A 17,998-nucleotide genomic window follows, 5' to 3' on the forward strand; every position below is an offset into this window, starting at 1 on the left:
GGGATTACTCCTTCATCCCGCTCGCCGCGATGCCGCGGACGATGAACCGTTGCGCCACCAGGAACATCGCCACGAGCGGGGCGATGGTCACGAGCGCGCCGGCGAACAGGGCGGGCAGGTTGATCGTCTGCGCGGTGAGGAACGTCGAGAGCGCGATCTGGGCCGTCCACGACGACGGGTCCTGCCCGATGACCAGCGGCCACAGGAAGGAGTTCCAGCTCTCGATGAACATCAGCGCGCCGAGGGAGGCGATCATGCTGCCGGAGTTGGGCAGCACGAGCCGGCGGTAGACGCCGAGGTAGCCGAGCCCGTCGAGCCGGCCCGCCTCCTCGATCTCCGCCGGGAACCGCAGGTAGAAGTTGCGGAAGAGGATCACCGTGAACGCGCTGAACAGGTTCGGCGCGATGATGCCCCACTCCGTGTTCACCCCGCCCATGGCGCCGACCACCACGAACGTCGGCACGAACGTGACCGACTGCGGGATCATCAGCGTCACCAGCACGTAGGTGAACACCGCGCGCCGGCCCGGCACGTTGATGCGCGCCAGCGCGTAGCCCGCCATCGAGCCGAACATCGTGCCCACCGGCGCCGTGATGATGGCGATGACGAACGAGTTGAGCAGCGCATGGGCCATCGGCACCGACGCGTCGGCGAACAGGTCGCCGAAGTTCACCCACGACAGCGGGTCGGGCAGCCACGACCACTCGGGCGAGGCGACCTGCGCGCGCGTCATCAACGCGTTGCGCACCATGATGTAGAACGGCAGCAGGAAGATCAGCACGAGCACGGTGGCCAGCGCGTACTTCGGCACGCGGCCCCAGCCGCCCGAGCGGGCCTTCGCCGGTGCCTTGGCGGTCAGCACGGCCATGTCAGTCCTTCTTCCCGAAGCCCACGAACTTCCCCTGCAGCAACGTGATCGCCACGATGATCACCGTCAGCAGGAACGCGCCCGCGGAACCGACGCCGTAGTTCTGGTCGCCCAGCGCGGAGTCGTAGAGGTACACCAGCGGCGGCTTCACGGGCGCGGTCGCCGTGCCCGAAAGGCCGGTGCCGAACAGGTTGTAGAACTCGTCGAACGCCTGGAACGCCGCGATGAGGATGAGCAGCAGCACCGCCACCGACGTGTTCCGCAGCTGCGGCAACGTGATGTAGCGGAAGGCCTGCCACTTCGACGTGCCGTCGAGCTCACCGGCTTCGTAGAGCGAAGGCGAGATCGCCTGCAGGCCCGCGAGGAACAGGATCATGTACAGCCCGACCTGCAGCCACAGCCGCAGCGTGACCACCGCGACCCAGTACACCGGCGGGCTCGTCTCCGACAGCCACGCCACGGGGTCGGCGCCGAACAGGCCGCCGATCACGTTCGCGACCCCGGAGGGCAGGCCGTTGAACAGCGCCATCTTCCACACGAGCGCGGCGACCACGTAGGACACCGCGCCGGGGATGAGGAACACCGTGCGGAAGAACGCCCTTCCGCGGCGGATGCTGTTGACCAGCACGGCCAGCCCGAGCGACGCGACGAACGTGACCGGCACGATGAACACCGTGAACAGCGCGATGATCAGCAGCGAGTCGCGGAACGCGGGGTCGGACAACAGGAACGTGTAGTTGTCGAAGCCGATCCACTTGCCCAGCGAGATCGTGCCGCGCGCGTCGTTGAACGAGAGCAGGAAGCTCCACGCAATCGCGACGTACTTGAACACGCCGAGCCCGATCACCACCGGGGCGGTGAGCACCGTGAACGCGCCGACCGCGCGCCAGTCCACCTTCCGGCGGCGCCGCTTGGCGGGCGCCGCCGGGGTACGGGTCGAGGGCGACAGAACCGAAGCCGACGACGGGGACGAGACGGCCATGTCAGGCGAGCTGCTTGTCGACTTCGGACTGAGCGCGCTTCGCCGCGTCGGCGAGCTCGGCGGCGGGGTCGGCCTGGCCGTTGGCGATCTTCGTGGCGGCCTGCAGGAACAACGTCGCCGACGCCTTGTTCCACAGCCCCGAGTACGACAGCCCGTTCTGCTGCGAGATCGTCACGGCGTCCTTCGCCGCGCCGGCCGAGAACTCGGTCGTCTGCGCCGCGACCTCCTTGCGCGCCGGGATGTGGAAGCCGTACTTGACGCACCAGTCCTTCTGCAGGTCGGCCTGCTGGACCCACAGCCAGTTGATGAACTTCTTGGCGGCGTCGAGGTTCTTGCTCTTCGCGTTGGCCAGCTGGTACCAGCCGCCGACGCGCGCGACCTGGCGGCCCGCGTCGCCGAACTTCGGCCACGGCACCACGCCGAAGTCGTCGCCGAGTGCCTTCTTGATGTCCGGTAGCGACCACAGGCCGCCCCACTGCATCGCGGTGGCGTTGTCGGAGAACGCGCCGGGGTCGGACCAGTCGGTGGGGTAACCCTGCAGCAGGCCGCCCGTGTCGTGCAGCTGCTTGAGGCCCGCGATCGCGGCGACGGCCTCGGGGGTGGCGAACGCGATCTTCTTCCCACTGGCGTCGAAGAAGTCGGCGCCCGAGGACCACAGCAGCAGGGTGGCGGCCTCGCCCACGCCGTCGGTGCCGACGTAGAGGCCCTTCTGCTTGCTCGTGGTGAGCTTGCGCGTCGCGTCCAGGAGCTCGGCGAACGTCGTCGGCGGCTTGACCCCGGCCGCGGCCAGCACGCTCTTGCGGTAGTACAGCATCATGACGTCGTCGATCGTCTTGACGCCGTAGATCTTGCCCTCGACGGTCGCGGTGTCCAGCGCGGCCTTGGAGAAGTCGCCCTTGACCGGGTCGACGATGTCGTCGAGCGGGGCCAGCAAGCCGTTCTTCACGTTCTGGTAGCGGAAGTCGCCGATCTCGAACAGGTCGGGCGCGTCCGCGGTGAGCATGGCGGAGTTGAGCTTGGTCTCGTAGTCACCGGCGATCCAGCTGACCTTGATCGCGATGTCCGGGTTGGCCTTGGTGAACTCCTGCGCGTAGCGCTGAACCGCCTGCTGCGTACCCGATTCGCCGTACGCGTGGTACCACTGGTTGAGCGTGACCTTCGCCCCGCCCGCGGCACCGGAGTTCTTGTTCAACGGGTCGGAGGTGCAGCCCGCCAGGGCGGCTCCCCCGGCGAACAGCACGGAGCCGACGAGGAAGCTCCTGCGCGACAGGTTTGGGGACGGGGCCATGACTTCTCCTCACAAACGGTCGGACACGAAAAGACTCTGAACGGCGACAGCGGCGGCGCCCCGTGCCCATTCCTCGAACGGCAGCGGCCGGATCACCAGGCCGCACCGCGCGGCACTGCCGAAGGCCTGCTCCGCGAACGTGCGGCGGATCTGGTCCTCGAACAGGTCGTAGGTGGCCACGCCCTCACCCGAGACGACGACCCGTTCAGGACCGAAGAGGTTGACCAGCGCACCGAGACCGAGCCCGATCGCATGGCCCGCGGTCGCGAAGACGGCCCGCAACGGCTCGTCCCCCGCCCGCGCCCTCGCGACGGCCTCGTCCAGCGTCAGCGCCGGATCCCCCGCGACCCGGCGCGCACTCGCGACGATCGCCTCGGTCGACGCGATCGCCTCCACACAGCCCGTGCCACCGCAGTGACAGGCCGGGCCGTCGGCTCCCATGCCGGCGACCGGGACGTGCCCGATCTCGCCGGCCACCCCGTGCGCGCCGCCGACGAGCCGGCCGTCGAGCACGAGGGCGCTTCCTATGCCGGTACCCACGGTGACCAGCGCGAACGACGAGGCGCCGACGCCTTCACCGAACCACTGCTCGGCCACGGTGAGCGCCTTGACGTCGTTCTCGAGCGTCGTCGCCAAGCCCGTGCTTTCCTCCAGCAGCTCGGCCAGCGGCACGTCCCGCCAGCCGAGGAAGGGTGAGTAGCGCACAACACCGGTGTCGCGGTCGACGTCGCCGGAAATCGCGACGCCCAGGCAGTAGGCCCGGTCGCGGAAGCTGGTGGCGCCGTCGGGCGCCGAGCCGGCCAGCAGCTCGGCGACGAGGTCGACGAGCGCGCGCACCACGTGGTCCACGTCGTGGCTGGTCAGCGGGTGGTGCTTGGCCACGCGGATCTGGGCCTGCAGGTCGGTGACCACGCCGATCAGGTCGTCGCCGGTGATCTTGACGCCGATGAAGTACTCGCGGTCGGGGCGGATGGCGAGCGGGCTGGCGGGCCGGCCGGCGCCGGGCGCGGTGCGTTCGGCGGAGGCGAGCTCTTCGAGGTAACCGGCTTCGATGAACGGGCGCGCGGCCTTCGTGACGGCGGCCGAGGAGAGGCCCGTGCGGCGGGCGACGTCCACGCGGCTGACCGGACCCTGGGTCAGCACCGTGGTGAACACGGTGGCCGCGGCGGGACTCGTGATCGGCGCCCTTGCCGGTGCACTGCGTGGCATGCGCGGAACCGTACGACGGATAAATTAACTTCGTCAAGAATTTATTTTTCCGCTGGTCATCCCTACGCTCTGACCCATGTCCGTGGAATTCGACGTCGATCACCGGCTGTGGCTGCTGCGAACCCCCGAGTCGGCGTACGCCTTCCGGCTCGACGAAGCCGATCAGCCGCGGCACGTGCACTGGGGCCCGCCGCTCACGCTGGAGCAGGCGGCGCAGATCGCGAGCCGGCGCAATCCCGTGGAATCGAGCTTCGACGAGCCGGGCGACGACCGGCCCGAGCTGGCGGCCGAAGGCGGCGCGTTCTTCGGCGTGGCCGGCCTGTCGGTACGGTTCGCGGACGGGACGCAGGCCGTGGAGTGGGCGTACGCCGGACACGACACGGGGCACGATGCTGGGGACGGGCTGGTCGTGCGGCTGAAGGATCGGCACTATGGCCTCGTAGCGGAATTGCACTACGGCCTCCGTGGTGACGTCGTCGAGCGGCACGTGGTGCTGCGCAACACCGGAACCGAGCCGATCTCCTTGCTGCGCACGGATTCCGCGGCCTGGACGCTCCCCCGTCGCGACGCCTACCGCGTCTCCCACACGACGGGCGCGTGGAGCGCGGAAGCCGGGCTGCTGCGGGAAATCCTGCCCGTCGGCGAGACGACTCTGACGAGCCGGCGCGGAGTTTCCAGTCACCAGGCCCAGCCCTGGGTGATGCTCGACGACGGCACCGCCACCGAAACGCGCGGCGAAGTCTGGAGCACCGCGCTGACGTGGAGCGGCAGCTGGCGGATCACCGTCGAGCGCTCGCACACCGGCCGCGTCACGTGGACCGGCGGGTTCGGGCACGAGGGCGTGCAGTGGTCGCTGGACCCGGGCGAGACCTGGGAAACGCCCGTGTTCGCCGGGTTGTACGCGGCCGGCGGCTTCGGCGGCGCGAGCCGGCGGTGGCACTCGTACGTGCGCACGTTCGTCCAGCCGCACCCCGAGGAGCTGCGCCCGGTCGTCTACAACTCGTGGGAGGCCACGGGCTGGGACGTCGACGAGCCCGGCCAACTCAAGCTCGCCGCCATCGCCGCCGAGGTGGGCGCGGAGCTGTTCGTGGTCGACGACGGCTGGTTCGGCGCGCGCACCGGCGACGCCGCCGGCCTCGGCGACTGGACCGTGAACCGCGAACGCTTCCCCGAGGGGCTCGGCCCGCTCGTGACGGAGGTGCACCGGCTCGGCATGGGCTTCGGGCTGTGGGTCGAGCCGGAGATGGTCAACCCCGACAGCGACCTCTACCGCGCGCACCCGGACTGGGTGCTGCACATGCCGAACCGCGCGCGGACCACGCTGCGCAACCAGCTCGTGCTCGACTTCTGCCGGCCCGAGGTCGCCGACTGGGCGTACAAGTGGCTGCACCGGCTGGTCGCCGAGCACGGCATCGACTACCTCAAGTGGGACATGAACCGCGCGTTCACCGAGGCGGGCCCCGGCCGCGTCTGGGTCGATCACGTGCGCGCGGTCTACGGCGTGCTCGACCGGCTGCGCGCCGACCACCCGGCGCTGCGGATCCAGGCCTGCGCCGGCGGCGGCGGGCGCACCGACCTGGGAATCCTCGCGCGCACCGACGAGATCTGGGCCTCGGACAACACCGACGCGGCCGATCGTGTGAAGATCCAGCACGGCTTCTCGCAGCTGCTGCCCGCGGGCGCGATGGCCGCGTGGGTCACCGACAGCCCGAACCCGCTGACCGGTCGCGAGGCACCGCTCGAGTTCCGCTTCCACATCGCGATGGCCGGCGTGCTCGGCCTCGGCGGCGATCTCACGAAGTGGACCGACGACGAACTGCGCCGCACCGCCGAGCTCGTGGCGCTGTACAAGGAGATCCGGCCCGTCGTACAGCACGGCGAGGCCTACCGGCTGGCCGATCCCGCCGTCTCCCCGCTCACGGCGGTGCAGTTCGTGCTCGGCGACGACGTCGTGGTGCTCTTCGCGCGGCGCCCGCACGACCACGGCCGGCCGATCGTCACACCGGTGCTCCAGGGGCTCGACCCGGATGCGGTCTACCACGATGTGGGAACCGGAACCACGCACCACGGTGCCGTGCTGACGACCCACGGCCTGCTCATCGACCTGGCCGGCACATCCGCCGCGAGCGTGCTCGTGCGGCTGCGGCGTGAACCTCGCTAACGGGCCACTGCACCCATTAGGCTGCCCGACGTGCCCGATCGCCCCCTCATCGCCGTGACGCGCTGGATTCCCGACGACGCGGTGAAGGTGCTCGCCAACGCGGGAGAAGTGCGGGTATCCGAACTCGACCGCCCGCTCACGCCCGAGGAGCTGCGGTCGTTCGTGGCCGGGGCGTCGGCGATCGTCTCGATGCTGCACGACCGGATCGACGCGTCGGTGGTCGAAGCCGCCGGGCCGCGGTTGGCCGTGGTGGCGAACGTGGCCGTCGGCTATGACAACGTCGACGTGCCGGCGCTGGCCGAGCGCGAGGTGACCGTGACCAACACCCCCGGCGTGCTCACCGACGCGACGGCGGACCTGGCGTTTGGGCTGCTGCTGGCCGTCACGCGCCGGCTCGGTGAGGGCGAACGGCTGCTGCGGGCGCGGCAGCCGTGGTCGTTCCACCTGGGGTTCCTGCTCGGTTCGGGCTTGCAGGGCAAGACGCTCGGCATCGTCGGGCTCGGGCAGATCGGCCGCGCGATGGCCACGCGAGCAGCGGCTTTCGGGCTGCGGATCGTCTACTCGGGACGGTCGGCGAAACCGGACTTCGACGGCGAGTTCGTGTCGTTCGAGGAGCTGCTGGAGCGCTCGGACTTCGTGTCGCTGCACTGCCCGCTCACGCCGGAGACGCACCACCTGATCGACGCCGCCGCGCTACGGGCCATGAAACGCACCGCGTACCTGGTGAACACCACGCGCGGCCCGGTCGTCGACGAGGCGGCGCTGGCCGACGCGCTGGAGGCCGGCGAGATCGCGGGCGCCGCGCTGGACGTGTTCGAGCGCGAGCCCGAGGTCGAGCCGCGGCTGCTGGAGCGCGACGACGTCGTGGTCACGCCGCACCTTGGGTCGGCGACCGTGGAGACGCGCACCGCGATGGCCGTGCTGGCGGCCCGAAACGTGACCTCGGTACTCGCCGGAGAAGCACCGCTGACGGAGGTAAGAGCGTGACTCGTGTCGTCATCGCCCCGGACAAGTTCAAGGGCAGCCTCACCGCGGTCGCCGCGGCCGAGGCCATCGCCCTCGGAGTGCGCGACGCGCTGCCCGACGCCGACATCGCGGCCTGCCCCGTCGCCGACGGTGGCGAAGGGACGCTCGAGGTCCTGGAAAACGCGGGCGGCGAGCTCGTGCGGCTGTCGGTGCGCGGTCCGCTGGAGGACCATGTCGACGCGCGGTACGTGGTGCTCGACGGCACGGCCTACATCGAGTCGGCCCGCGCGTGCGGCATCGAGTTCGTGGACCCGACGCCGGAGACCGCGCTGGCCGCGCACACGTGGGGCGTCGGCGAACTGCTCGGCGACGCGCTGTCCCGCGGTGCTTCCCGGCTCGTGCTGACGGTCGGCGGCACCGCGAGCACCGACGGCGGCGCCGGCATGCTGGCCGCCTTGGGCGCCGGGGTCTTCGACGCGTTCGACGCCCCCATCGGCCTCGGCGGCGGCACGCTCTCGCGCGTCGCGAAGGTCGAATTGGGCCCGGCGCGCGAACGGCTGGGTACGGTCGGAATCACGGTCGCGACAGACGTGACGAACCCGCTCGTCGGCCCGTCCGGCGCCGCGGCGGTCTTCGGCCCGCAGAAGGGCGCGCGGCCGCACGAGGTGACGGAGCTGGACACGGCGCTCGGCCGCTGGGCTCAGGCCCTGGTCAACGCGGGCGCCCCGGACGTTTCGGCGATCGCCGGCGCGGGCGCCGGCGGCGGTGTCGCGGGCGGCGCCATCGCGGGTCTCGGCGCCACGGTCGCCTCGGGCTTCGACCTCATCGCCGGCCTCACCGGCGTCGACACGGCCCTGGCCGGCGCCGACCTCGTCATCACAGGCGAAGGCTCACTCGACTCGCAGAGCCTCTCCGGCAAGGCCCCGGCCGGCATCGCCGCCCGAGCCGGACGCGCGGGCGTGCCGCTGATGGTCCTGGCCGGCCGCATCCAGCTCGACGCCGCCGACCTCGCCGGCCTGGGCGTGATCGGCAGCAGCGCGCTCATCGACCACGCCCCGTCCCTCGACCACGCGCGCACCCACGCCGCCGAACTCCTGCGCGCCCGGGCCGGCGACCTCGTCCGCACCTGGGCTGTGTCTTTGGCCTCGGCTCCGCCGGTGCGGCGAGATCGCTGAGTCTTTGGCCCCGGCTTCGCCGGGGCGTGCGAGATCGCCTTTGAGCCGGCTTCCGGATGGGGCGGTCGGATCGGCCGGGGGCCGATCGCACCGCCCCATCCGGAAGCCGGCGCGATCTCGCTGGCGGGTCGGCTTCGGCAGGGTGAGTTGGGTGGAGCGGTTGCCTCGGCGGGGTGAGTTTCGCGCTGCGGTCGCCTCGGCGGGGTGAGTTCGCGCTGCGGTCGCCTTGGCGGGATGGTCGCCTTGGCGGGGTGAGTTGGGTGGGCGGCGTCGAGCTCAGCCGGCCGGGATCTCGACGGGGCGTTCCGTGGGCTGAGCCTCGGGAAGGTCGCGCGGCGACCGGGTTGGCCAGAGGGTCAGGGTTAGGCCCACCGCGAGCAGGCCGGTGAGGACCCAGGCGCCCGTGGTCACGTCCGGGGCGCCGGGCACGCCCTGAAGCAGGCAGCGCAGGCCTTCGGTCGAGAAGCGGAAGGGCGTCCACGACCACAGCAGCGTGCGGTAGGCCGGGTTGAGCAGTTCGGGCACCTGCCCGGCCACCGCGGGCGCCACGAGGTACAGCGGCGCCAGGATGGCCAGCGCCCGCAGGCCGAGCAGGCGCAGGAGGCCGGCCTGCAGGGCGGCGAACGCGGTGACCGTGAGGAACAGGAAGCCGAGCACGTCCCAGGTCAGCGGCAACGACGAGTCCCACAGGGCGGCGAAGCCCACCAGCACGCCCGTCACCAGCACGCCGCTGCCCAGCACCTGCGCCAGGGGCACCGGAACGCTCACGCGACGGCCGGCACTGAGCCGCACCAGCACGGCACCGGCGACGAGCGAGCCCAGCCACGCGAGCGCGCTGGCGGCCAGGGGCACGATCCGGGCCGCGGCGCTCGCCGGGTGCAGCATCTCGAGCCGCGGCTCGCCGGGCAGCGCCTGAGCGGCGCCCGCGAGGACCTGCTGCGCCACCTGCGTGCCCGCCGGGTTCACCGCGCCGGAGAGCACGACGGTGGCGGCGGGGCCAGGACGAAGCTCCAGGACCCCGTAGACCTCCTTGTCCGCCAACAGGTTCCGGGCCTCGGCCGGGTTGGCGACGCGCCAGTCGAGCTGCGTGCCGCCGTGGGAAGCGACCTGGCGCGCCAGCCCCTGCAGCGGGGGCGGCGCCGAAACGGCGACCGGAACGTGATCGGGCGCGGCGGTGGCCTGCGCCCCGAACGTCAGGAACCCCAGCACCACGGCGGCGAGCGCACCCACCAGCACCGCGACCAGGGCGAACGCGCCCACGGGGCGCCGAGGAGCAGCCGACATCACGGCCTCCCAGTTATTCTTCACATGTTGAATTACGACAAAGTAGGTCGCGTCCTCCGGAAAGTCAACGGACGTTGAATACTTCCGCCGGTACCCTCACGGCCGTGACGACGCACGCGCACCGGCTGGTGCTCTGGGACATCGACCACACGCTCGTGGACCTCACGGGGGTCGGCAGCAGCTGGTACGCCACGGCTCTCACGGCCATGGGCACCGAGTTGCGCACCCACCCCGACTACGGCGGGCGCACCGAGCGCGCGATCACCGCCGACATCCTCACCACGCACGGCATCGAGGCGACCGAGGAGAACATCCAGCGCCTGTGGAGCGAGCTGATCGCCGTGGCCGACGAGGCCCGCGGCACGCTGCACGAAGCCGGCCGGGCGCTCGACGGCGCGGCGGCGGCACTGGCCGCGATGGCCGGCCACGGCGCCGTGCAGACGCTCGTCACCGGCAACCTGCCGGAGATCTCGGTGCACAAGCTCGCCGCGTTCGGCCTCGACGAGCACCTGGAGCTGGAGATCGGCGGGTACGGCTCGCTCTCGGCGCACCGGCCCGACCTCGTCCCTCACGCCGTGGCCGCGGCGGCCGCCAAGCACGGCACGGCGTTCGCGCCCGGAGACGTCGTGGTGATCGGCGATACCCCGAACGACGTGAAGGCCGCCCTCGACAACGGTGCCGTCGCGGTCGCCGTCGCCACCGGGCACTACAGCGCCGAAGAGCTCGCGGCCTCGGGCGCCCACACCGTGCTGCCCGATCTCGCCGACCTCGACTCGGTGCGCAAGGCAGTGCTCGGCTGAGCGGTTTACCCCTGTTTTCGCCCCGCACGGCGGTTTCGCCGCCCGCGCCGAGGCCGCCGTGCGCGATTCGCCCCTGGTCGAGTGCTGTTCCCTGAGCCCGCAACCGCCTTCGGGTCAGGGTTTTCTCCCGCCGGGGTAGCACTCCCCTAGGGGGACAAGTCGCTCCCACGAAGGATGTCGGCTTTAGGTCCAGGCGCAAGACTCGGATCATGACGACCGCATCGCCGGCGGCGGGGACCGCCAGCGGTGCCGGCACGGGGGGACGCGGGCGGGCGGCCGGAAGGCCGAAACGCGAGCGGTTCGCCGTGCTCTGGCGCCGTTTGCCGTTCACCACCACCGTCGTGCTCGCGATCTTCGTGGCCGGGGTCGCGAGCCGCACGCTCTGGCAAGCCGCCGAGCACCAGCCGTCGTTCGCCTACTACGCCTACGGCCTGCCCTCGCTGGAACACGGCCGCTGGTGGACGCTGGCGACCGGCCCGTTCTTCGCGCCGCGGCCGCTGTTCTACCTGCCGATGGCCGGCACTTTCGCGCTGCTGACAGGGTTCGCGGAGTGGCAGCTCGGCACGCGGCGCACGATCCTGGTGACCGTCGGCGGGCAGCTGGCCGCGGCCGCGGCGGCGATCCAGTTCCTCGTGCTGTGCCGCCATTCCGGCTGGACGTGGGCCGCGCACATCGCGACCACGCTCGACGTCGGCTTCTCCGGCGGCACGCTCGCGGCCATCGCCGTGGCCAGCGCGACGCTGCGCGCGCCGTGGCGGCTGCGGCTGCGCGCCGGGTTGTGCGTGTACGCGGGCGTCGCGATCGTGTACGTCGGCACGCTCGCGGATCTCGTGCATTTCTTCGCACTGGTGCTGGCGTTGCCGCTCGGCCATCGGCTCGCGGGCAAGGCACGGCTCACCGAACCGGTGCGGCCGAGCGTGCGCGAGTGGCGGCTGCTGGCGTGCGCGGGACTGCTGCTGCTCACCGTGGCCGAAGTGGTCATGTGGCTCGTCCCTGGAGACGGACCGTTCGGCCCGTCGGACGCGGTTTCCCTGTCGGCGCGAGAGATTCTCATCATGGGTGTGCTCGTGGTGCCGATGCTCAACGGCCTGCGCCGCGGCTCGCGCGTCGCGTGGCGCTGGGCCGTGGGGTTGTGCGTGTTCGCGGTGTCGCAGGTGCTCCTGGTGAGCGGGGTCCCGGCCGTGGCGAAGCTGGTGCGCACCGAGTACGACAGCCACGGGCTTTCGCTGTTCTTCGTGGACAATCTCCTGTGGACGGTCGAGCTGGTGCTGCTGATCGCGGCGAGCGGGGCGTTCCGCGTGCCCTCACGCCGGCGGCGCCGCAAGCTGCTGCGCGGTGGTCCGGAGGGCAGCCTTGCCCGGCTTCTGCTGGGGCGCAACGGAGGCAGCACGATCTCGTGGATGACGACGTGGCCGCAGAACGCGTACTTCGTCGCCTCCGACGGCGCGTCCTACCTCGCTTACCAGCGCCACGCGGGGGTCGCGATCGCGCTCGGCGATCCCGTGGCGCCGTGCGGCTCGGCGGCACACGCGCTCACGGAGTTCCGGGAGATGTGCGAGAACTCCGGGCTCGTGCCATGCGTTTTCTCCGCGACGGCCGCCACTGTCGGCGTGACGCAGGAGCTGGGCTGGCAGCACGTGCAGGTCGCGGAGGACACGCTGGTGGACCTCGAGAACCTGCAGTTCCGCGGAAAGGCCTGGCAGGACGTGCGTTCGGCGTTGAACAAGGCCCGCAAGGACGGCATCGAGTTCCACCTGGCCGAGCAGCCGCCCGCGATCCGCGAGCAGGTGCGCGCGCTGTCGGAGGAGTGGATCGGCGACAAAGGCCTGCCGGAGATGGGGTTCACGCTCGGCGGTGTCGCCGAGGCGATGGACCCGACGACGCGCGTGGGGCTCGCGATCGACGCGACGGGCACGGTCTGTGGCATCACGTCGTGGCTGCCGGTGCACACGGGCTCTGGCACGGTCGGCGGGTGGACGCTCGACGTGATGCGCCGCCGTCCGGGCGGGTTCCGGCCGGTGATGGAGTTCCTGATCGCGTCGGCGTGCCTGGCGTTGCGTGAGGAGGGCGCGCGGTTCGTGTCGCTTTCGGGCGCGCCGCTCGTGCGCAGCCGCGACACCGCACCGGCGCGTGCGGTGGACCGGGTGCTCGACGCGGTGGGCGCGCTGATGGAGCCGTACTACGGGTTCCGCTCGCTGCCCGCGTTCAAGGCGAAGTTCCAGCCGCGGCGCGAGCCGCTGTACCTGGCCTACCGCGACGAGGCCGACCTGCCGCGCATCGGCCTCGCGCTCGGACGCGCGTACCTGCAGGGGGCTGGGTTGAAGGACTTCGCGAAGCTGGCGTTGCGGCGTCAGCGCGTGGTCGGCGGCGGCGTGGTGGTTGACCGGTCGGGGGCCGGCACGCCGCGGTAGCTGCGAAGCAAGCAGACGACGTCGGCACAGCTTCGGGCGTGCATACCTGCACGGCACCAGGCTGAAGAACCTCGCGGAACCGGCATTGCGACGCCAACGCGTACTCGGCGTAGGCGTAATCGTCGGCCGTTCGGCAGCCGGCACGCCACGGTAGCTCTGCAGCAACCGCACGGCGTCGGCGCGGCTTCGAACGCGCATACGCGCAGGGCGCGCCGGGCTGAAGGACTTTGCGAAGCTGGCGTTGCGGCGTCAGCGCGTGGTCGGCGGCGGCGTGGTCGTGGACCGGTCGGCGGCCGGCACGCCGCGGTAGCTGCGAAGCAAGCGGACGACGTCGGCGCGGCTGGTGGTGTCGTCGGTGTAGACGACGAGGACCACGGACTGGGTCGTGGTGGCCAGGGCGAGCGCGCCGACGGTGACGTGCTTCTGGATGCACGCGTCGGTGCCGCCCTGCGTGACGTCGGCAAGCACCAGCCGCGCCGGACGGGTTGTGGTCTCGAGCTGCACGGTCGCGTCCTGCGCCGGCGCGTACGTCACCTTCGCGCCGGGGTCGTAGGCACTGCCGATGAGGTCGCCGACGGCTTTGCGCGCGGCGGCTTCGGCGTTGCCGCCGTCTTCGGTCGTGACTCCGGACCCGCCGTGGCGGCTGTCGCTGCCGCAGTAGCCGCGGCCGACGGACGCTGTGGTGCTGAGCGTGATCCCCGGCGAAATCCCGGTGCCGTCCCAGCCGTGGACGACGCCGGGTTCCGGTGTCCAGGTCGGCGGGACGTCGTAGGCGAAGCTGCCGTCGCGCGCGGCCACCGAGGACCAGCCGTCGACGACCGCGGGCACGACGAGGTGCGGCTCGGGCTGGTAGGTGACCGGGCCGCGGCTGGGCGTCGCCGGGCTCGCCGAGTGGTGACGGGCGGCGTTGAAGAAGTTCATTGCGGCCACGCCGAGGGCGATCACGGCCACGAGGATCCACAGCGCCCGTGACGGCCGCCGCTTCAACCGCGCAGGTGGCCGGATGCGTTGGGGCCGCGCGCGCGGCGCGTGCCCGGTGACGGCGGGATCCTCGGCGTACCCAGGAGTTCCGCCGGATTTCTCGCGTTGCGCCGGCCACGGACCGCGTCCCGGTTCGGCCGCCGGCTCGGCGGCGGGCTGCCCGGAGACCGGGGAGCCCGTGCCGTAGCCGGCGGCCGGGAAGCCAGGTGCGTCAGCGGGTTCGTACCCGCCGACGCCAGTGAGGGTGGCGTTGTCCTCGTAGCCGCCGTCGTCCTCGCGGCCGGACCGGCCGAAGAGCCCCACCGGCGTGTGCCGTCAGGAGCGGACGAGCTTGACCAGGTGGCCGACCACGGAGTCGACCGGGATCTCCTCGCGCTCGCCGGTGCGGCGGTCCTTGACCTCGACCAGCCCGTTGGCCAGGCCGCGCCCGACGACGAGGATCGTGGGCACGCCCACCAGCTCCGCGTCGGCGAACTTCACGCCCGGGGTGGCCTTGCGGTCGTCGAACAGCACGTCCACCCCGGCCGCGTCGAGCTCGGCGACGAGCTTCTCCGCACCTGCCGCGATGGTCTCGTCCTTGCCCGCAGCGACCACGTGCACGTCGTACGGCGAAACCTCGCGCGGCCACACGAGGCCGGACGTGTCGTGGTTCTGCTCGGCGAGCACGGCGACCAGGCGCGAGACGCCGACGCCGTAGGAGCCCATCGTGATGCGGATCGGCTTCGAGTCGGGGCCGAGGGCGTCGAGCTCGAACGCGTTGGTGTACTTGCGGCCCAGCTGGAAGATGTGGCCGATCTCGATGCCACGCGCGGCGACGAGGGTGCCGTGGCCGTCGGGAGACGCGTCGCCCTCGCGGACCTCGGCCGCCTCGATCGTGCCGTCGGGCGTGAAGTCGCGGCCCGCCACGAGGTCGAGCACGTGGTGGCCGTCCTGGTCGGCGCCGGTCAGCCACGCGGTGCCGGTGACCACGCGCGGGTCGACGAGGTAGCGGACGCCGTTCTCCTTGAGCGCCTTCGGGCCGATGTAGCCCTTGACTAGGAACGGGTTCTTCGCGAAGTCCGCCTCCTCCAGCAGCTCGACCTCGGCGGGCTCGAGCGACGCTTCGAGGCGCTTCATGTCGACCTCGCGGTCGCCCGGCAGGCCGACGCCCAGGAGCTCCCACTCCTTCGCGCCCGGCTGGCGGATCTTCAGCATCACGTTCTTGAGCGTGTCGGCCGCGGTGAACTCGCGGCCGAGGCCGGCGGCGTTGAAGAACGCCACGAGCGACTCGATGGTCGGCGTGTTCGGCGTGGCGTGGACCTGCGCGGCGGGCAGGCCCTCGATCGCGCGCTCGGCCGGCGCGGGCGTGACCACGGCCTCGACGTTGGCCGCGTAGCCGGACTCCGTGCTGCGCACGTAAGTGTCCTCACCCGTCTCGGCGACGGCGAGGAACTCCTCCGACGCCGAACCGCCCATGGCGCCCGACGTCGCGGCGACCACCACGTACTCGAGGCCGAGGCGGTCGAAGAGCTTCGTGTAGGCGTCGCGGTGCGCCTGGTAGGAGCGCTCCAGGCCCTCGTCGTCGAGGTCGAAGGAGTACGAGTCCTTCATCACGAACTCGCGGCCGCGCAGGATGCCGGCGCGGGGGCGCGCTTCGTCGCGGTACTTCGTCTGGATCTGGTACAGCGTGACCGGGTAGTCCTTGTACGAGCTGTACTCGCCCTTCACGGTGAGCGCGAACAGCTCCTCGTGCGTCGGGCCGAGCAGGTAGTCGGCGCCGCGGCGGTCCTTGAGGCGGAAGAGATTGTCGCCGTATTCGGTCCAGCGGCCGGTGGCCTCGTAGGGCTCGCGCGGCAGCAGCGCGGGGAACTGGATCTCCTGCGCGCCGATCGCGTTCATCTCTTCGCGCACGACGTTCTCGACGCGGCGGAGCACCCGCAGGCCCAGCGGCAGCCACGAGTAACCACCCGGGGCGACCCGGCGGACGTAGCCGGCGCGCACCAGCAGCCGGTGGCTGGGTACCTCGGCGTCCGCCGGATCCTCGCGCAAGGTGCGGAGGAACAACGACGACATCCTGGTGATCACTGCGGACTCCCTGCACTGAGAGAATTGAGACTTCGAGCGGGCTGAGACGCTGAGCCTGGTTCGACCGACACAGCGTAGTCAACCGCCCCGCGCCCACTCCACCCGGTTATCGCGCGGTCGGGGTTTTGTCGGTGCCCCGGGCTAGCGTCGGCGGCATGGCACTCGAACTGGGCATGATCACCATCGACTGCGCGGACCCCCGGGTCCTCGCGGACTTCTGGACGCAGGCGCTCGGCGTCGCGGTCGAAGCGGACTACGGACCCTTCGTGATGCTCGCGCGTGCCGGCGGCGGCGGGCCCGCACTCGCGTTCCAGCAGGTCCCGGAGCCACGCACCGGCAAGAACCGCGTGCACATCGACTTCTCCGCACCCGACCGCGAGGCGGAGGTGAAACGCCTGGTCGGGCTTGGTGCGAGCGAGCAGGAGCGGCACGCGCAGCCGGGCATCGAGTGGACGGTGCTGGCCGATCCGGAGGGCAACGTGTTCTGCGTGGCGCAGGCGGGCGCGCACTGAGCCGGCGGCGCTAGGTTGGCGGGCATGAGCCCGCGAGTTCTCCTGCCCTGGACCGACATCGAGCTACCCGAGGGGCTGGCTGCCGCGTACTACGACGGCGTGAACCCGCCCGGAGACGACCTGTCCGGCGTGGAGTTCTACGTGCTGCCCTACGACGCGGGGAGCGAGCCACCCAAGCTGATCGGGAAGCTGCCTTCGCTGCGCGCGGTGCAGGCGCTGTCGGCTGGGGTCGAGGCGCTGGTGCCGCTGGTGCCCAAGGGCGTCGCGCTGGCCAACGGCCGGGGTCTGCACGACCTCAGCGTGGCCGAGCACGCGCTGGCGCTGATCCACGCGTCCCAGCGGGACCTGCCGCGGTGGTTCGCCCAGCAGGCCACCGGGTCGTGGGAGCGCGAGCACACGCGTTCGCTCGCCGACAGCCGCGTGCTGCTCGTGGGCTACGGCTCCATCGGCCAGGCGATCGAGCGGCAGCTGCTGGCCGCGGAGGCCGTGGTCACGCGCGTGGCGAGCCATGCGCGTGAAGGCGTGCACGGGATCGCCGAGCTGCCCGAGCTGCTGCGGTCGGCCGACATCGTGGTCTTGATCCTGCCCGAAACCGAGGGCACGAAGGGGTTGCTGGGTGCCCGGGAGCTCGCGTTGCTGCCCGAGGGCGCGCTGGTCGTGAACGTCGGGCGCGGCTCCGCGATCGACACCGCCGCGCTGCTCGCCGAAACGTCCACCGGCCGGTTGCGGGCCGCCCTCGACGTCGTGGACCCCGAGCCGCTGCCGGCCGACCATCCACTGTGGAGGGTGCCGGGAGTGGTGATCACGCCGCACGTCGCCGGCGGTTCGGCGTCGTTCTACCCGCGCGCCAAGAAGCTCGTGGCCGAGCAGCTGCGCCGCTTCGTCGCCGGGAAACCCCTGCTCAACGTCGTCGAATAGAGCTTCAGATCGGCAGCACGTAGCCGTAGTAGGTGTCGGCGACCTCGTAGCCGCACCGCTCGTAGATGCCGACGGCGCTGTGGGCGTTGTCGGTGTCCACGGACAGGGCCGAGCGCTCGAATCCGGCGTCGCGGGCATGGGCCAGCGTGTGGCCCAGCAGCGCCGTCGCCACGCCGCGGCCGCGCAGCTCCGACAGGGTGCCGACGTAGTCCACGTACAGCTCGCGCACGCCGGTCCCCGCGAAGTCGGCGGGTGGAACGCGCTGAGCACGAACCCGACCACGGCGTCGTGCTCGGGGGTCAGGAGCAGGAACGACAGGTCGCCGCGGAAGTCCTTCGCCCCCGTGATGCGGTGGCGCCAGGCTTCGGCCGACAGCTCG

The 17,998-nt window shown here is 71.6% G+C and carries 15 protein-coding genes; 7 read left to right on the top strand and 8 right to left on the bottom strand.

Features of this window, described 5'->3' with window-relative positions; all coding sequences use genetic code 11:
• Positions 1-4: 4 nt before the first annotated feature.
• The 4 genes from AB0383_RS33335 to AB0383_RS33350 are packed head-to-tail and all read right to left on the bottom strand — an operon-like array spanning position 5 to position 4,347.
• Positions 5-868, bottom strand: coding sequence for a carbohydrate ABC transporter permease (locus AB0383_RS33335; protein WP_366189418.1), 864 nt, complete (start codon positions 866-868; stop codon positions 5-7).
• A 1-nt stretch (position 869) separates the two neighbouring features.
• Complete coding sequence (locus AB0383_RS33340) at positions 870-1,850, bottom strand: sugar ABC transporter permease (RefSeq protein ID WP_366189419.1); 981 nt, start codon at positions 1,848-1,850, stop codon at positions 870-872.
• Position 1,851: 1 nt separating this feature from the next.
• Positions 1,852-3,138: an extracellular solute-binding protein gene (locus tag AB0383_RS33345; protein ID WP_366189420.1), complete on the bottom strand. Its 1,287-nt coding sequence runs from the start codon at positions 3,136-3,138 to the stop codon at positions 1,852-1,854.
• A gap of 9 nt (positions 3,139-3,147) precedes the next feature.
• A complete protein-coding gene (locus AB0383_RS33350; RefSeq protein WP_364183099.1) occupies positions 3,148-4,347 on the bottom strand; it encodes an ROK family protein in 1,200 nt (399 codons plus the stop codon).
• A gap of 76 nt (positions 4,348-4,423) precedes the next feature.
• Here AB0383_RS33350 and AB0383_RS33355 point away from each other — a divergent pair, with 76 nt between their 5' ends.
• Genes AB0383_RS33355 through AB0383_RS33365 form a run of 3 tightly spaced genes read left to right on the top strand, consistent with a single transcriptional unit; the run spans position 4,424 to position 8,649 of the window.
• Complete coding sequence (locus tag AB0383_RS33355) at positions 4,424-6,508, top strand: alpha-galactosidase (RefSeq protein ID WP_366189421.1); 2,085 nt, start codon at positions 4,424-4,426, stop codon at positions 6,506-6,508.
• Between the two features lie 30 nt (positions 6,509-6,538).
• Positions 6,539-7,495: a D-glycerate dehydrogenase gene (locus AB0383_RS33360; RefSeq protein ID WP_366189422.1), complete on the top strand. Its 957-nt coding sequence runs from the start codon at positions 6,539-6,541 to the stop codon at positions 7,493-7,495.
• On the top strand, positions 7,492-8,649 hold the full coding sequence (locus AB0383_RS33365; protein ID WP_366189423.1) for a glycerate kinase: 1,158 nt from the start codon (positions 7,492-7,494) through the stop codon (positions 8,647-8,649). The genes AB0383_RS33360 and AB0383_RS33365 overlap by 4 nt, the downstream gene beginning before the upstream one ends.
• Positions 8,650-8,925: 276 nt before the next feature.
• Here AB0383_RS33365 and AB0383_RS33370 read toward each other — a convergent pair whose 3' ends face one another.
• Positions 8,926-9,933, bottom strand: a complete 1,008-nt coding sequence (locus AB0383_RS33370) for an ABC transporter permease (RefSeq protein WP_366189424.1) — start codon at positions 9,931-9,933, stop codon at positions 8,926-8,928.
• Positions 9,934-10,037: 104 nt separating this feature from the next.
• Between AB0383_RS33370 and AB0383_RS33375 the strand changes: the two genes are divergently transcribed.
• Positions 10,038-10,733, top strand: coding sequence for a haloacid dehalogenase-like hydrolase (locus AB0383_RS33375; protein ID WP_366189425.1), 696 nt, complete (start codon positions 10,038-10,040; stop codon positions 10,731-10,733).
• 209 nt (positions 10,734-10,942) lie between these two features.
• A complete protein-coding gene (locus tag AB0383_RS33380; RefSeq protein WP_366189426.1) occupies positions 10,943-13,144 on the top strand; it encodes a DUF2156 domain-containing protein in 2,202 nt (733 codons plus the stop codon).
• A gap of 249 nt (positions 13,145-13,393) precedes the next feature.
• Here AB0383_RS33380 and AB0383_RS33385 read toward each other — a convergent pair whose 3' ends face one another.
• Together AB0383_RS33385 and AB0383_RS33390 are read right to left on the bottom strand one after the other, a co-directional pair.
• On the bottom strand, positions 13,394-14,428 hold the full coding sequence (locus AB0383_RS33385) for a hypothetical protein (protein WP_366189427.1): 1,035 nt from the start codon (positions 14,426-14,428) through the stop codon (positions 13,394-13,396).
• 12 nt (positions 14,429-14,440) lie between these two features.
• Positions 14,441-16,189, bottom strand: a complete 1,749-nt coding sequence (locus tag AB0383_RS33390) for a proline--tRNA ligase (protein ID WP_364185463.1) — start codon at positions 16,187-16,189, stop codon at positions 14,441-14,443.
• A 155-nt stretch (positions 16,190-16,344) separates the two neighbouring features.
• Between AB0383_RS33390 and AB0383_RS33395 the strand changes: the two genes are divergently transcribed.
• Positions 16,345-16,701 carry a VOC family protein gene (locus AB0383_RS33395; protein ID WP_364185465.1) on the top strand — a complete coding sequence of 119 codons (357 nt, stop codon included), beginning with the start codon at positions 16,345-16,347 and terminating at the stop codon, positions 16,699-16,701.
• Between the two features lie 24 nt (positions 16,702-16,725).
• Positions 16,726-17,619: a 2-hydroxyacid dehydrogenase gene (locus AB0383_RS33400; RefSeq protein ID WP_366189428.1), complete on the top strand. Its 894-nt coding sequence runs from the start codon at positions 16,726-16,728 to the stop codon at positions 17,617-17,619.
• A gap of 4 nt (positions 17,620-17,623) precedes the next feature.
• Here the strand turns inward: AB0383_RS33400 and AB0383_RS33405 are convergent, their stop codons facing one another.
• Positions 17,624-17,848: a GNAT family N-acetyltransferase gene (locus AB0383_RS33405; protein ID WP_366189429.1), complete on the bottom strand. Its 225-nt coding sequence runs from the start codon at positions 17,846-17,848 to the stop codon at positions 17,624-17,626.
• Positions 17,849-17,998 lie beyond the last annotated feature (150 nt).

It is taken from the genome of Amycolatopsis sp. NPDC051373, assembly GCF_040689465.1.
Classification (GTDB): Bacteria; Actinomycetota; Actinomycetes; order Mycobacteriales; family Pseudonocardiaceae; genus Amycolatopsis.

Coding starts and splice junctions, on each gene's coding strand:
- AB0383_RS33335 (WP_366189418.1), bottom strand. CDS start 868: ATGGCCGTGCTGACCGCCAAGGCACCGGCGAAGGCCCGCTCGGGCGGC.
- AB0383_RS33340 (WP_366189419.1), bottom strand. CDS start 1,850: ATGGCCGTCTCGTCCCCGTCGTCGGCTTCGGTTCTGTCGCCCTCGACC.
- AB0383_RS33345 (WP_366189420.1), bottom strand. CDS start 3,138: ATGGCCCCGTCCCCAAACCTGTCGCGCAGGAGCTTCCTCGTCGGCTCC.
- AB0383_RS33350 (WP_364183099.1), bottom strand. CDS start 4,347: ATGCCACGCAGTGCACCGGCAAGGGCGCCGATCACGAGTCCCGCCGCG.
- AB0383_RS33355 (WP_366189421.1), top strand. CDS start 4,424: ATGTCCGTGGAATTCGACGTCGATCACCGGCTGTGGCTGCTGCGAACC.
- AB0383_RS33370 (WP_366189424.1), bottom strand. CDS start 9,933: ATGTCGGCTGCTCCTCGGCGCCCCGTGGGCGCGTTCGCCCTGGTCGCG.
- AB0383_RS33380 (WP_366189426.1), top strand. CDS start 10,943: ATGACGACCGCATCGCCGGCGGCGGGGACCGCCAGCGGTGCCGGCACG.
- AB0383_RS33395 (WP_364185465.1), top strand. CDS start 16,345: ATGGCACTCGAACTGGGCATGATCACCATCGACTGCGCGGACCCCCGG.
- AB0383_RS33400 (WP_366189428.1), top strand. CDS start 16,726: ATGAGCCCGCGAGTTCTCCTGCCCTGGACCGACATCGAGCTACCCGAG.